This window comes from Pseudomonas neuropathica (assembly GCF_015461835.1).
GTDB classification, from domain to species: Bacteria; Pseudomonadota; Gammaproteobacteria; order Pseudomonadales; family Pseudomonadaceae; genus Aquipseudomonas; species Aquipseudomonas neuropathica.
Genome location: NZ_JACOPX010000015.1, coordinates 96,831 through 110,911, shown reverse-complemented (window position 1 = coordinate 110,911; position 14,081 = coordinate 96,831). Strand labels below are relative to the sequence as shown.

At 60.1% G+C, this 14,081-nt stretch carries 11 protein-coding genes; 7 read left to right on the top strand and 4 right to left on the bottom strand.

The annotated features are described in order from the left end of the window. Window positions 1-43: 43 nt before the first annotated feature. The 3 genes from H8F23_RS21815 to H8F23_RS21805 are packed head-to-tail and all read left to right on the top strand — an operon-like array spanning window position 44 to window position 1,808. A complete protein-coding gene (locus H8F23_RS21815) occupies window positions 44-667 on the top strand; it encodes an FMN-binding negative transcriptional regulator (RefSeq protein WP_116254209.1) in 624 nt (207 codons plus the stop codon). A gap of 10 nt (window positions 668-677) precedes the next feature. Then, window positions 678-1,124, top strand: coding sequence for a GNAT family N-acetyltransferase (locus H8F23_RS21810; RefSeq protein ID WP_194935743.1), 447 nt, complete (start codon window positions 678-680; stop codon window positions 1,122-1,124). A gap of 12 nt (window positions 1,125-1,136) precedes the next feature. Then, complete coding sequence (locus H8F23_RS21805) at window positions 1,137-1,808, top strand: GNAT family N-acetyltransferase (protein ID WP_194935742.1); 672 nt, start codon at window positions 1,137-1,139, stop codon at window positions 1,806-1,808. 114 nt (window positions 1,809-1,922) lie between these two features. On the opposite strand, the gene H8F23_RS21800 is transcribed toward H8F23_RS21805, so the two are convergent. After that, on the bottom strand, window positions 1,923-2,822 hold the full coding sequence (locus H8F23_RS21800) for a homocysteine S-methyltransferase family protein (protein WP_194935741.1): 900 nt from the start codon (window positions 2,820-2,822) through the stop codon (window positions 1,923-1,925). 113 nt (window positions 2,823-2,935) lie between these two features. Between H8F23_RS21800 and H8F23_RS21795 the strand changes: the two genes are divergently transcribed. Both H8F23_RS21795 and H8F23_RS21790 read left to right on the top strand, forming a co-directional pair. Next, window positions 2,936-3,757, top strand: a complete 822-nt coding sequence (locus tag H8F23_RS21795; RefSeq protein WP_194935740.1) for an ABC transporter substrate-binding protein — start codon at window positions 2,936-2,938, stop codon at window positions 3,755-3,757. Continuing rightward, complete coding sequence (locus H8F23_RS21790; protein ID WP_194935739.1) at window positions 3,754-4,590, top strand: amino acid ABC transporter permease; 837 nt, start codon at window positions 3,754-3,756, stop codon at window positions 4,588-4,590. The genes H8F23_RS21795 and H8F23_RS21790 overlap by 4 nt, the downstream gene beginning before the upstream one ends. 32 nt (window positions 4,591-4,622) lie before the next feature. Here the strand turns inward: H8F23_RS21790 and H8F23_RS21785 are convergent, their stop codons facing one another. Beyond that, the gene (locus H8F23_RS21785; protein ID WP_194935738.1) at window positions 4,623-4,901 is read right to left on the bottom strand and encodes a helix-turn-helix domain-containing protein; all 279 of its coding nucleotides are present in this window, start codon (window positions 4,899-4,901) and stop codon (window positions 4,623-4,625) included. A 243-nt stretch (window positions 4,902-5,144) separates the two neighbouring features. On the opposite strand from H8F23_RS21785, the gene H8F23_RS21780 reads away from it, so the two are divergent. Together H8F23_RS21780 and H8F23_RS21775 are read left to right on the top strand one after the other, a co-directional pair. Then, window positions 5,145-8,102 (top strand): autotransporter outer membrane beta-barrel domain-containing protein, encoded by a 2,958-nt coding sequence (locus tag H8F23_RS21780; protein WP_194935737.1) that lies wholly within the window; start codon window positions 5,145-5,147, stop codon window positions 8,100-8,102. 199 nt (window positions 8,103-8,301) lie between these two features. Then, on the top strand, window positions 8,302-10,479 hold the full coding sequence (locus H8F23_RS21775) for an autotransporter outer membrane beta-barrel domain-containing protein (RefSeq protein ID WP_194935736.1): 2,178 nt from the start codon (window positions 8,302-8,304) through the stop codon (window positions 10,477-10,479). A 183-nt stretch (window positions 10,480-10,662) separates the two neighbouring features. Here H8F23_RS21775 and oadA read toward each other — a convergent pair whose 3' ends face one another. Together oadA and H8F23_RS21765 are read right to left on the bottom strand one after the other, a co-directional pair. After that, complete coding sequence (gene oadA / locus H8F23_RS21770; protein WP_194935735.1) at window positions 10,663-12,471, bottom strand: sodium-extruding oxaloacetate decarboxylase subunit alpha; 1,809 nt, start codon at window positions 12,469-12,471, stop codon at window positions 10,663-10,665. A gap of 11 nt (window positions 12,472-12,482) precedes the next feature. Beyond that, window positions 12,483-13,898, bottom strand: coding sequence for an acetyl-CoA carboxylase biotin carboxylase subunit (locus H8F23_RS21765; protein ID WP_025112637.1), 1,416 nt, complete (start codon window positions 13,896-13,898; stop codon window positions 12,483-12,485). Between the last annotated feature and the right edge of the window lie 183 nt (window positions 13,899-14,081).

The window sequence follows — 14,081 nt, the reverse complement described above, 5'->3', positions numbered from 1 at the left end:
TAGCCTGCCTAGGATGCTGGCATTCGCCAAGGAAAATCTGCCCATGTACACGCCACGCGCCTTTGCCATCGAAGAGTTGTCCCAACTGCACGAACTGATTCTCGCCACCCGCCTCGCCATTCTGGTGAGCCATGGCGAAAGCGGCTTGCAGGCCAGCCATGTGCCGGTGCTGCTGCATTGCGAACAAGGCGAATACGGCACGCTGTACGGACACCTGGCCCGCGCCAACCCACAGTGGAAAGACCTGCGCGACGGCGCCGAAGCCATGCTGATCTTCGCCGGCGCCGATGCCTACGTCAGCCCGGGCTTTTACCCGAGCAAGGCCGAACACGGCAAAGTCGTGCCGACCTGGAACTACATCGCCGTGCACGCTTATGGCCACGCCGAAACCTTCAGCGATGGCGGACGCCTGCTCGACATCGTCAGCACCCTCACCGACCGTCATGAAGCCGGCCGCACGCAACCGTGGTCGGTCGCCGACGCGCCTGCCGATTACATCGACGGCATGCTCAAAGCGATTGTCGGCTTCGCCATCCCCATCGACCGCCTCGAAGGCAAGCGCAAGCTCAGCCAGAACCGCAGCGCCGAAGACATTGCCGGCGTCCGCGAAGGTCTGGCGGCCAGCCCGGACATCAATGATCAAACCCTCGCCCGATTGATGCGCTAAGGAAATCAACATGAGTCAGATCGACATTCGCCCGGCCAGCGCCGACGACCACGCCGCCTGGCTGCCGCTATGGCAGGCCTACCTGCGTTTCTACAACACCGAACTGCCGGACGCTGTGACGCACAGCACCTGGCAGCGCTTTCTCGACCCGAACGAACCTACCCACGCCGCCCTCGCCTGGGCTGGCGGTAAAGCGGTAGGCATGGTGCATTACATCTATCACCGTTCGAACTGGAGCATCGAAGACTCCTGCTACCTGCAGGACTTGCTGGTGATACCCGAAACCCGCGGCACCGGCGTCGGCCGCCTATTGATCGAACACGTTTACGCCACCGCCAAGGCTGACGGCTGCTGCAAAGTGCACTGGCTGACCCACGAAACCAACGCCACCGCGATCCAGCTCTACGAGCGTATCGCCGAACGCCCTGGCTTCATCCAGTTTCGCCAAGCCCTTTAAGGAGACGCACGCATGATCGCTTCACTCGCTGACTGGAAAGGCGTCCCCGCCCCCACCGCCACCTTGCTTGAAGGGCGTTTTATTCGTCTGGAAAGACTCGACCCGGCGCGCCACGGTGACCAGCTGTTCGCCGCACTCGAAGGCCCCGGTGCCGACCCGAAACTCTGGGATTATTTGCCCTACGGCCCGTTCCCCGAGCGCGATACGTTCAACGCCTGGCTGAACAACCACGCGGCCGCCAGCGACCCGTATTTCTTCAGCGTCGTCGATCGCGCCAGCGGTCAGGTACAAGGCATCCTCAGCCTGATGTCGATTGTCCCGGCCCAGGGCCGTATCGAAATCGGCCATGTCACCTTCGGCGCGCCGATGCAGCGCTCGCCGAGAAGCACCGAAGCGGTGTACCTGTTGGCCAAATATTCCTTCGACCTCGGCTACCGCCGCCTCGAATGGAAATGCAATAACGGCAACGCCCGCTCCAAATACGCCGCCGAACGTCTGGGTTTCAGCTTTGAGGGGGTGTTCCGTCAGCACATGGTGGTCAAGGGGCAGAACCGCGACACCGCGTGGTACTCGATACTGGATGGCGAGTGGCCGGCGATTGCGGCAGGGTTCGAGCAGTGGCTGTCGGATGAAAATCAGACGCCCGACGGGCAGGTGAAAGGCCTGGTTGATTGCCGATCGTGATTACCTGAAAAGCAAAAGATCGCAGCCTGCGGCAGCTCCTACACGGGATTGACGTTCACCCTGTAGGAGATGCCGCAGGCTCGGGCCGCGTTCGGACGATCTTTTGATCTGCGGTTACACCAGTTTCTGCGCCAGCACAGCAATGTGTTCCGGCCCGATCCCGCAGCAACCACCCAGATGGCTGGCACCGCGCTGCTGCCAGTCAATCGCCCAGTGCAAGTAACCCGGCGGATCCAGGTCATCGCGCAACGGATCAAGTCCATCATTGGCCGTAGCCTCTTTTGGCTGCGGCGGAAACGCATTGGCGTAGGCACCTATGTTTATCTTCACCCCCAGACGCTCGAAGGTTTCACGCGCGGCATCAATCGCGGCACCGATCACTTCTGGCTGACTGCAATTGAACAACAACGTCTCGACACCCAATTCAGCCGCCACCGCAGCGGCTTCGGCGACTGGCTCACCAGAGCGCAGGCGCGGCACTTCATCAGTGTCTTCGTCCTTCAAGGTGAACGACAACCAGAACGGTTTGCCATCCTTCGGCAACCCGGCGTGAATGGCACGCGCCTCGATGATCGAGCTTTGGGTTTCCGCCAGCCACAGATCAACGTGCGGGGCCAGACCAATGACCAACGGCGCCAGCAACTCGGTCACTCGGTCGGCGTTGAACAGATCCGGACGATAGGAGCCAAACAGCGGCGGCAATGAGCCAGCCACTCGCACGGATTTCCCCGAGGCCTGCACCGCACGTCGCGCCAGCTCACCGGCCAACGCTGCCAGCGCCTGCCCTTCAGCGGCGAAGCGCTCTTCGCCAATATGGAACGGCACCACGGCGTAACTGTTGGTGGTAATCACATTGGCGCCACTGGCGATATAAGCGGTATGCACCCCCTCCACCGCTTGCGGTGCTTCGCTCAACGCCAGCGCCGACCACTCCGGCTGACGAAATGGCGCTCCGGCGCGCTGCAACTCACGGCCCATGCCGCCATCGAGAATAATCGTGCTGCCTGCGCCCATATGCTTTTCACTCATATGCTTATGAAAATAACTCACTACCAGAGTCGTTCTTATAACTATTTAATACGCACCATTCCGTTAAAAACAACCTCTTTTTTACCCAGGGATCGACTGTGAAACTTCAACCGCTACTGGCCCTGGGCCTGACGATTCTGGCCGCCTCCACGCAAGCCTTTGGTGGCACCACGCTGGACCGTATCGAGCAAAAAAAAGAACTGGTCGGCGTGCTGATGGAAAGCTATCCACCGTTCTCGTTTCTCAATGACCAGAATCAACTTGATGGCTTCGACGTTGATGTCGCCAAAGCCGTGGCTGACAAGTTAGGCGTCAAGCTGCGACTCGAAACGCCGTCCTGGGACGTCATTGCCGCCGGCCGCTGGAGCGGGCGCTACGACATCTGCATCTGCTCGATGACGCCGAGCAAGGCCCGCGCCGAGGTGTTCGACTTTCCGGTCGAGTACTACGCCTCACCCGCCGTGATCGTGGTCAACGCCAAGGATGAGCGGATCCACGACGCCAAGGATCTGAGTGGCAAAAAAGTCGGCCTCACCAGCGCGTCCAGTTACGAAAGCTATCTGAACAAGAACCTGGTTATCGAAGGTGCCGAAGACACGCAGTTGCAATATCCGTTCGAAGATGTGCAGATCGCGCCGTACGACACCGACAACGTCGCCTTCCAGGACTTGGGCCTGGGAGCTGGTGTTCGTCTGGATGCAATCCTCACCAACCTCGTCACCGCGCAGCCACGCCTGAACGAAGACAAGCGCTTCAAACTGGCCGGCGCGCCGCTGTATTCGGAGCCGAATTCGGTGGCCATCGAAAAGGGTGACGCGCAATGGGATGCCAAAGTGCGCGAGGTGTTCGCGCAACTGAAGCAGGACGGCACCCTGAGCAAGCTGTCGCAAAAATGGATCGGCGCCGATATCAGCCAATGACTTCTTTCCCGACACCGCCACAGCCACCGCAACCGGTGGCTGAATCACGCCTGCAACGGATGTTCGGTTTTCGTACGCGGCTGTACCTGACATGGGCAGCGCTGTTCTGCCTGTTCGCCGGGTTCTTCCTGAGCTTCGATCTGAAGTTCTCGATCATCCTCGACAAACTGCCCAACCTGGTCGGCTTGCACCTGGCGCCCAACGGCTTTCTGCAAGGCGCGGCGCTGACGCTTTTCCTGTGTATGTGCTCGATTGTGGCCTCGTCCCTGCTGGGCTTCATCACGGCATTGGCGCGTCTGTCGAAAAGCGCCGTGGCGTTCGGCATCGCCAGTTTTTACACCTCGTTCTTTCGCGGCACGCCACTGCTCATTCAGATCCTGTTGATCTACCTGGGCTTGCCACAACTGGGCATCGTGCCTGGCGCCATCGTCGCGGGCATCATTGCCTTGTCGTTGAACTACGGCGCCTATCTCAGCGAAATCTTCCGCGCCGGCATCCTCGGGGTCGACCACGGCCAGCGCGAAGCTTCGCTGGCCTTGGGGATGCGCGAGACAGTGATTTTCTGGCGCATCACCCTGCCGCAAGCCATGCGCACGATCATCCCACCCACCACCAACCAGTTCATCTCGATGCTCAAGGACTCGTCGCTTATTTCGGTCATGGGCGTTTGGGAAGTGATGTTTCTCGCCCAGTCCTATGGACGCTCAAGCTACCGCTACATCGAAATGCTGACGACGGCAGCGATCATCTACTGGCTGATGTCGATTGGACTGGAGTTGATTCAGGCACGCATGGAGCGTCATTACGGCAAGGCTTACGTGCGACGGAGCTAGGGGGATCGGCACCTTGCGGGTTGCGTCGGGTTTTAATGGGGCTCTCGGCGTACCCGCACAACGCCCATTTTCAGGCCAAACGGACGAAACACTGCATTCAACGATTTAAGTGTCTGGTTACCCTCGCCGTGTTCGATATGCACCAACGTGCGCACCGAAATTTTGCACATCTTCGCAAACTGGGTCTGATGCAGACCGGTCACTTCCACGCGCAAACGGCGAACGGCTTCACCGATCTCCAGCGTCCCTTGGGCCAGCGCCTCTTGAATGCTTTCGATGAGCACCGTGCGCTCAGCTACCGTCATGCTCATTGCAGATCCCACTCTTTCATTTCCTCTACTTTTAAATACATTTCAACAGAGCCTTCATTGATGCCGGATGCAATGTAGTGCATTCAAAGCCTGATAGAACGCCAAAATCTGCAACAAAATGCAGATTTACTCCTGGCAAGCGAAATCTGAATGCAAAATAATGCAGATCAGCCACCGACATCATTCTGTAAAAACCCTTCGCTATACAGGACGGCCCGCTTATAACAAAAAGGCCGTCCGACCATGCCGTTCCCGCCCCAGCGTCTGTCCCTCGCCATTGCCCTGTTGATCGCTGCCACATCGGCAAACGCTAAAACCGTGCAGATCGACACCGCCACCACGGCAGCGCAAACGCTTGCCGGTAGCGACACGTTGACAATTTCCGCGCCGGGCAGCATCACCAATAGCGGTAAGGCCGTGAGCCTGAAAGACAGCACCAGCGGTGCCGGTGTGGTGATCGATAACGCCGGCAAAATCGTTTCCAGCGGTGGCCGGGCCATCGACAGCAGTGGCGACCTGACCCAGGCGCGCAACTACACGATTTACAACCGCAGCGGCGGGCAGATTCTCGGCGCCAACGACGCTTTGCGCATCGACAGCAACTTTGTCAGCGGCAGTCTGTTGATCGACAACAGCGGCGTGATTCGCTCCACCACCGGCCAAGGCCTGGATCTGGATGCGCTGCGCAGCGACGGGGTGAAAACCACCATTATCAACCGCGCCGGCGGGCTGATTCGCGGCGACGCCAGCGACGGCATGAAGACCGGGGCCAACGCGACCATTACCAACTACGGCGAGATTTCCACCGGCGATTCGCACAATGCCGACGAGAAATTCGACGGCATCGATATCGATTCCGCGAGCGGCGTCAGTGTGACCAACTACGGGGTGATTTCCGGTGGCCGGCACGGCATCACCACCGATCTTGGCGCGACGCTGATCAACTACGGGCAGATCACCGGCCGCAATGGTTCCGGCTTCGGTTCCGACGGCGATGGCACGGTGATTAACCACGGCACCATCACCGGTGCTTACTCAGGCTTGCAAGCGAACGGTGACGGCGACGGTGTGGACATCGACAAGGTCGCCCACATCGAAAACTACGGGACCATTCAAGGCGTCGGTGCAGGCGGTGTCGACAAGGGCGGTTTCGCCAACGGCAGTGAAGGTATCGCGCTGGGTGGCGGTTACATTCTCAACGCCAGCGGTGCACTGATCAGCGGTGCCGACAGCGCCATTCTGGTCGACGATGGCAGCGGCGGTTCGGGGCTGGCGGCGACCACCCTGGAAAACTTCGGCACCATCCAAGGCCTCAACGGTTTCGGCGTGAAGTTCGTCGGTGAGTTCACCGACAACGTCATCAACGGCGGCACGATCAGCGGCAGCAATGGCCTGGCGCTGGATCTGGGTGGCGGTAACGACAGCCTGACCTTGCGCAACGGCAGTCGCTTTGTCGGCGTGGTGGATGGCGGCAGCGGTTACGACCGCGTGGTGATGGAGGACGCGGCCGGTGGCAGCTTCGGCGCCAGTCGCAACTTTGAATGGCTGGAGGTCAAGCAAGGCGCGTGGACGCTGTCGGGCAGTGGCGATTTCAGCGACGGCGGCGCGGTGCGCAACGGCGCCACCCTGATCAACCAAGGCAGCATCGCTGGCAACCTGACCGTCGACGCTGGCGGTGTGTATGCCGGTGGCGGTTCGGTGGGCAATCTCAACGTCAACGGCACGCTACGCACGGACACCGGACTCGGCCGCGCCACCATCGTTCACGACTTGAACATGGGCAGCGCCGGCACCCTCGCCTACGGCGTCAATGCCGACGGCAGCAGCGCTCCGGTACAGGTCGGCGGCATCGCCAACCTCAACGGCGCAACGCTCGCCGTCAATCCCGGCAGCGGCACCTATCCCTGGCAGAGCCGCTACACCGTGCTGCAAGCGGCGCAGGTCAACGGCACCTTCGGCAAGGTCAGCAGCGACTACGCATTCCTGACGCCGACTCTCGCCTACACGCCCACGCAAGTCGATCTGACCTACACCCGCAATGATGTGGCGTTCAATGAGTTCGCCACGACTGGCAACGGCACAAACGCCGCCAACAGCCTCGCCTCAATCGGCAAAGACAACGCTTTGTACAACGCCTTGCTCAATACCAGCCAAAGCAGCGCCGGCGCGGCGATCGAGCAACTGGCCGGTGCCAGCAATGCCAACCTGACCAGCGCCACCCTCGGCGCCAGCAGTCAGGTCGGCAGCAGCATGCTCTCGGCCATGCAGCAGATGGGCGCCAGCCCGGGACTGCTGGTCGGCCTCGATCAGCGCGACACCCCCGTGCTGGCAGCCAATGGCGTGCCGTCCGAGGCGCGTAATCTGAATGATCCTGACGCTCGCGGGCGGCTCTGGCTGCAAGGCATCGGCGGCTACGGCAAGCTCGATGGCGAACATGGCAGCAGTGGTCTGGAACAACGCACCAAGGGCAGCGTGCTGGGTGCCGACTGGTCACTGAATCCAGCGTGGCGCCTGGGCGTACTGGGTGGTTATTCGAAAACCGATCTGGACGCGACCGGCGTCGACGGCAACGTCGAGAGCTGGCACGCCGGCGTCTACGCGCTGCACCAGAACGGCCCGATCGCTTTGCGCCTCGGCGCGGCGTACAGCGGCCATCAGGGCGAAAGCAAACGCACCATCGCCTTCAATGGTTTCAGCGACCGCCCGAAAGGCGACTACGACGCCGATAGCCAGCAAGCCTTCGCCGAACTCGGCTATGCCATGGGCAGCGGCCGCCTCAGTGCCGAGCCGTTCGCCAGCCTCGGCTATCAGCGCTACCACCGCGACAGCTATAAGGAAAAAGGCGGCGCCGCCGCGCTGCAAGTCGACAGCCAGACCCAGGACAACTTCAGCAGCACCTTCGGCCTGCGCCTGGCGCACTTGAGCAGCCTCGACAACGGCATGAGCGTGACCCCGCGCATGGCTGCTGGCTGGAAACACACTTACGGCGATGTCGGCAGCTCGACGCGGCAGGCGTTTGTGACTGGCGGCACGGCGTTCAGTGTCGATGGCAGCTCGCTGGACCGTGACAGTCTGGTGCTGGAGGCCGGACTGGACGTGGGGATCTCGGCGCGGCACACGCTGGGTTTGGGATACAGCGGTGAGATCGGCAGCAACAGCCGCAATCACGGGTTGATCGGGCAGTGGCAGATGAGCTTTTGAGGGTTGAACAGCCGGCGGGGTCTTGAATGCTTGTAGGAAAAAGAGCCGCTGCTGCCGAGTAAAAATCCTGGTTCCAGATCACACGGTCATTTTCTACAAAACGATGCGATGTCGCCTGCAAGCCTGCGGGAAGCAGCCGACATCGGATTTTCGGGTGCATCAATAGAGTTGGGTCTCCTTTCAAAAAAGGCCCTACCTAATGCCCCTTCAACACACTTTCAAACCAAAACACTTGGCTTTGGCCATTTCGCTGGCGCTGGCTTGTGTAGAGCTTGCCAACGCTCAGCAATCCTCTGAAGTCGCTGATTCAACCGCAGTCGTGAATGCCAATGAATTGCCCAAAACCAGCGCTAAAGAAATGGCGCTTGAACGACTCAAGGGATTTCTCACCGACCCAAGTACGGTGCCCATCGCTTTTAAAAACCCTGAAGAAACGTTTAAAGGTACCGCTGTAAACGATCTGATCACGCTCACGGACGGCGCAAGCTTTACCGGCCTGCTGGATGGTGGCGGGGGAGATAACGTCCTGTTCCTGGATGCAGCGGCAGGCGGCGAGCTGAAAGACACACGTAATTTCAACGGCCTGTTCCTCAGCCGGGGCGATTGGGCGCTGAGTTCCAAGGGAGACTTCAAGGAGGGCGTGCTGGTCAACAGCGGTACCGCGTTGACCAACCTGGGGAGCATTAAGGGCGACGTATATGTCGAGAGCGGTGGCAGCTTTGCCGGTAAAGGTGTGGTGGGAAGCCTGGAGGTCGCCGGCCTGCTCACCGTCAATGAGGTGCTAGGCAGCCCGCGCGTGAAAGGCGACTTGCACTTGTCCCCGACCGCCGAACTGGCTTATGAGGTCACCCCCGGTGGCAGTCAAACGATCAAGGTTGATGGCACCGCCAAGCTGGAAGACGCCACCCTGAAAGTCGTTGCGGGTCCGGGAGAATATCCGCAAAGCAAACAGTACAAAATCCTCGAAGCCGGTAAGGTAGAAGGCGAATTCGGTACGGTCGTTAGCGACCTCGCCTTCATGACAGCCACTCCGCAATACAACAAAAAGTCCGTCGGGCTGACTTACGCCCGTAACGGTAAGCCGCTTTCGAGCGCTGCCACGACAGACAACACTCGTGCCGCTGCCGAGGCCATTGTCGATCCAACAGCACCTGCGCCATCAGCGACACCAACGCCATTGAGGGCGTCTGCACCAGCTCCAATTTCTGTTCCTGTTCCGACTTCAGCGCCGACTCCCATTGCAGAGTCCGTCCCATCGCCAATGCAGGACGAACCTCTTACTGCGCAAGTTAACGAGACCGCCGAACAGCCCGCACCTGCGCCTATAAAACCTGCAAACGCAGCAGTCGCCGCGCTTCTGACCAGCGACAAAACCACCGCACCGGTCGCCCTCAAACAACTCGCCGCCGGCAGCAATGCAAACCTCGCCAAAGCCACGCTGAGCAGCATCACTCCCGTAAGCGCGAGCATGCTTTCGGCCATGCAGCAACTGAACAGCCGTTACGGTTCTGCCTACAGTTCCGGCAACTCGCCGCGTCAGGCCGCCGGCGCTGCCGATTCCGGGCGCGTGTGGATTCAGGCGCTTGGCCATGGTGGCAAAGTCGACCGCAACTTCGACAGCACGCTCAAACACGCTACCCAAGGCCTGGTCATGGGCGCCGACTGGCGGCTCAACGAGCAATGGCATGTCGGCCTGGTCGGCGGTAAATCGCAGACCAGACTCGATGCCCGGCAATACGATGGCGACCTCGACAGCTGGCACCTCGGTGCCTACGCCGTACGTCAGGACGGACCCTTCTCACTGCGTCTCGGGGCGACCTACGCCAGTCATGACGGCGACAGCAAACGTCGCGTGGCCTTCAACGGCTTCAGCGATCGCCTCAAGGGCAATTACGACGCCAACACCCAACAAGCCTTTGCCGAACTGGCGGTCAACATTGGCCGGCACAACGCGACGCTCGAACCGTTCGCCAGCGTCGGCTATCAGCGCTATCAACGCGACAGCTACCGTGAAAACGGCGGGGATGCGGCGCTGAAAGTCTTCGGACAAACCCGCGACAACCTCAGCAGCACTTTTGGCCTGCGCACGGCGAAAACCAATCGGCTGGACAACGGCATGACGCTGACACCGCGATTCAGTGCCGGCTGGAAACACACCTTTGGCGAGATTGAAAGCGACACCCGCCAGCAACTGGTCAAGGGTGGCAAGCGCTTTGAAATTGCCGGTGCCGCGCTGGATCGCAACAGCCTGTCGGTGGATGCCGGCCTCGATCTTGGGCTGTCAGCCAATCACTCCGTCGGCGTTGGTCTTACCGGTGAAATGGCCACTGACAGCCGCACTCACGGCGTGATGGGCCAATGGCGCATGGCGTTTTAACTGACACAACATTTTCTGTAGGAGTTGCCGAAGGCTGCGATCTTTTGATCTTTGTTTTTATTTACCCAAAACAACATCAAAAGATCGCAGCCTTCGGCAGCTCCTACAGGTGAAAAATTCAGGCAAAAAAAAGGGGAGCACATGCCCCCCCGAGGTTTAAAGCGTTGGATCGCGGCCGTTATCTCAGCCTTCGATCTCGATCAGAATTTCACCCGGATTCACCCGATCACCCTTGGCCACATGAATTGCGGTGACCTTGCCGGCAATCGCAGCCTGGACTTCGGTTTCCATCTTCATCGCTTCAGTGATCAGCACAGCCTGGCCGGCCTTGACGGTATCGCCCTCCTTGACCAGCACATCGACGATGTTGCCCGGCATGGTGGTGCTGACGTGACCCGGTGCCGACGCCTGCTTGCGTTTGCTGCTGCCTCCACTGACAAATTCGTTGAGCGGTTCGAACACCACTTCTTCCGGCATGCCGTCGATGGACAGGTAGAAGTGACGCTTGCCTTCGGCCTTCACACCGACGCCGGTGATATCGACGCGGTAGGTTTCGCCGTGGACGTCGATGACGAACTCGGTCGGCACGCCTTCGCCGCCCGCTTTTGTCACACCGCCCGCTTCAGGAATTGGCAGCAGCACTTCCGGCGTGAGGGTGCCGGCAGCACGCTCTTCGAGGAATTTGCGACCGATGTCCGGGAACATGGCGAAGGTCAGCACGTCTTCTTCGGACTTGGCCAGTGCGCCGATGTCGGCACGCAACTTGGTCATTTCCGGCTTGAGCAGATCGGCCGGACGCACATCGATGACCTCTTCACTGCCGATCGCCTGACGACGCAGTTTTTCGTTAACCACGCCCGGCGCTTTGCCGTAGCCGCCCTGCAGATACAGCTTCACTTCGTTGGTGATGGTCTTGTAGCGCTCGCCGGCCAGCACGTTGAAAAACGCTTGGGTGCCGACGATCTGCGAGGTCGGGGTCACCAGCGGTGGAAAGCCGAGGTCTTCACGCACACGCGGGATTTCCGCCAGCACTTCGGCCATGCGGTTGAGGGCGCCCTGCTCTTTCAACTGGTTGGCGAGGTTGGAGATCATCCCGCCCGGCACCTGGTTGACTTGCACGCGGGTGTCGACGGCGGTGAACTCGCTTTCGAACTGGTGGTACTTCTTGCGTACGGCGTAGAAGTACAGACCGATCTCTTGCAGCAGTTCGAGGTTCAGACCGGTATCGAATTCGGTGCCCTTGAGCGCAGCGACCATCGACTCGGTGCCCGGGTGGCTGGTGCCCGAAGCGAAGCTGGAGATCGCGGTGTCGATGTGGTCGGCGCCGTTTTCGATCGCCTTGAGCTGGCACATGGTCGCCAGACCGGCCGTGTCGTGGGAGTGGATGAACACCGGCAGCGATTGCTCGGCTTTCAATGCGCGAACCAGTTCGCCAGTGGCGTACGGAGTCAGCAGACCGGCCATGTCCTTGATCGCCACCGAGTCGCAACCCATGGCTTCCATCTGCTTGGCCTGAGTGACGAACGCATCGATGGTGTGCACCGGGCTGGTGGTGTAAGCGATGGTGCCCTGTGCATGTTTGCCGGCAGCCTTCACCGCTTCAATGGCCACACGCAGGTTCCGCACGTCGTTCATCGCGTCGAAGATACGAAACACATCGATGCCGTTTACCGCAGCTTTAGCGACAAAGGCTTTGACCACGTCGTCGCTGTAGTGGCGGTAACCCAGCAGGTTCTGTCCGCGCAGGAGCATTTGCAGGCGCGTGTTAGGCAGCGCCGCACGCAGTTGGCGCAGACGCTCCCACGGATCTTCTTTCAGAAACCGTACGCAGGCGTCGAACGTCGCACCGCCCCAGCATTCCAGCGACCAGTAGCCGACTTTGTCGAGCTTGTCGCAGATCGGCAGCATGTCTTCGGTGCGCATGCGGGTGGCGAGCAGCGATTGGTGAGCGTCGCGCAGGATGGTATCGGTAACGAAGATCTTCTTGGACATTGTTGTATTCCTCACAGGCCTGCGTGGGCGGCGATGGCGGCGGCGATGGCCAGGGCCAGCTCTTCGGGTTTGCGCTTGATCGAGTAGTTGGTCAGTTCAGGGTGGCTTTCAACGAAGCTGGTATTGAACTGGCCGCTACGGAATTCCGGGTTGCGCAGGATTTCCTGGTAGTACGCGGCGGTGGTCTTCACACCTTGCAGACGCATGTCGTCAAGGGCGCGCAGGCCACGGTCCATCGCCTCTTCCCAGGTCAGCGCCCAGACCACCAGCTTCAGGCACATCGAATCGTAGAACGGCGGAATGGTGTAGCCGGTATAGATCGCTGTGTCGGTGCGCACACCCGGTCCGCCGGGGGCGTAATAACGGGTGATCTTGCCGAAGCTCGGCAGGAAGTTGTTCTTCGGGTCTTCGGCGTTGATGCGGAACTGCAACGCGAAACCCCGGTGCTGAATGTCTTCCTGTTTCACCGACAGCGGCAGGCCGGAAGCGATGCGAATCTGCTCGCGGACGATGTCGATCCCGGTGATTTCTTCGGTGATGGTGTGCTCCACCTGCACCCGGGTATTCATCTCCATGAAGTACACCTCGCCCTCGGCGAGCAGGAACTCCACGGTACCGGCGTTCTCGTAACCGACAGCCTTGGCCGCACGCACCGACAGGTCGCCGATGTAGGCGCGCTGTTCCGGGGTCAGTTGCGGACTCGGGGCGATTTCGATGAGTTTCTGGTTGCGGCGCTGGATCGAGCAATCACGCTCGAACAGGTGCACGACGTTACCGAAGCTGTCGCCGAGAATCTGCGCTTCGATGTGCTTGGGGTTAACGATGCATTTTTCCAGAAACACTTCGGCCGAACCGAAGGCCTTGGTCGCTTCGGAAATCACCCGAGGGAAATTCTGTTCGAGTTCTTCGCGGCTGTTGCAGCGACGGATACCGCGACCGCCACCACCGGAAGTGGCTTTGAGCATCACCGGGTAACCGATGCGGTCACCCTCGGCCAAGGCTTCTTCGATGTCGGCGACGTTACCTTCGGTGCCCGGCGTCACCGGTACACCGGCCTTGATCATGCTACGCCGGGCTTCGGTCTTGTCGCCCATGCGGCGAATGACTTCCGCCGACGGGCCAATGAATTTGATCCCGCGCTCGGCGCAGATGTCTGCCAGTTCGGCATTTTCCGAAAGGAAACCGTAACCGGGGTGCAACGCATCGCAGCCGGTTTCAACCGCCAGGTTCACCAGCTTGCGCGGGTTCAGGTAACCCGCCAGTGGCTCGGCACCGATGCTGTGGGCCTCGTCCGCGCGTTTCACATGCAGCGCATGGCGGTCGGCGTCGGAAAAAATCGCAACCGAGCGAATGCCCATTTCGGCGCAGGCTCGTACGATTCGTACGGCAATCTCACCACGGTTGGCGATCAGGATCTTTGTTATCACTTGGAGGTTCCCTTGAGCCGGTGGCACCACGACCTGCTAGACCCAGGTCGACGCGTGACCAAATGTTTCAATTCAGTCGCAGGTCCACACTAGCGCTCATGAGGGATTAACAAAAATGAATAAAAATTGGGTTAGCCATAAGTAAAGACTTATAGTTAAACAATCAGCCCGCCGACAGAGCCT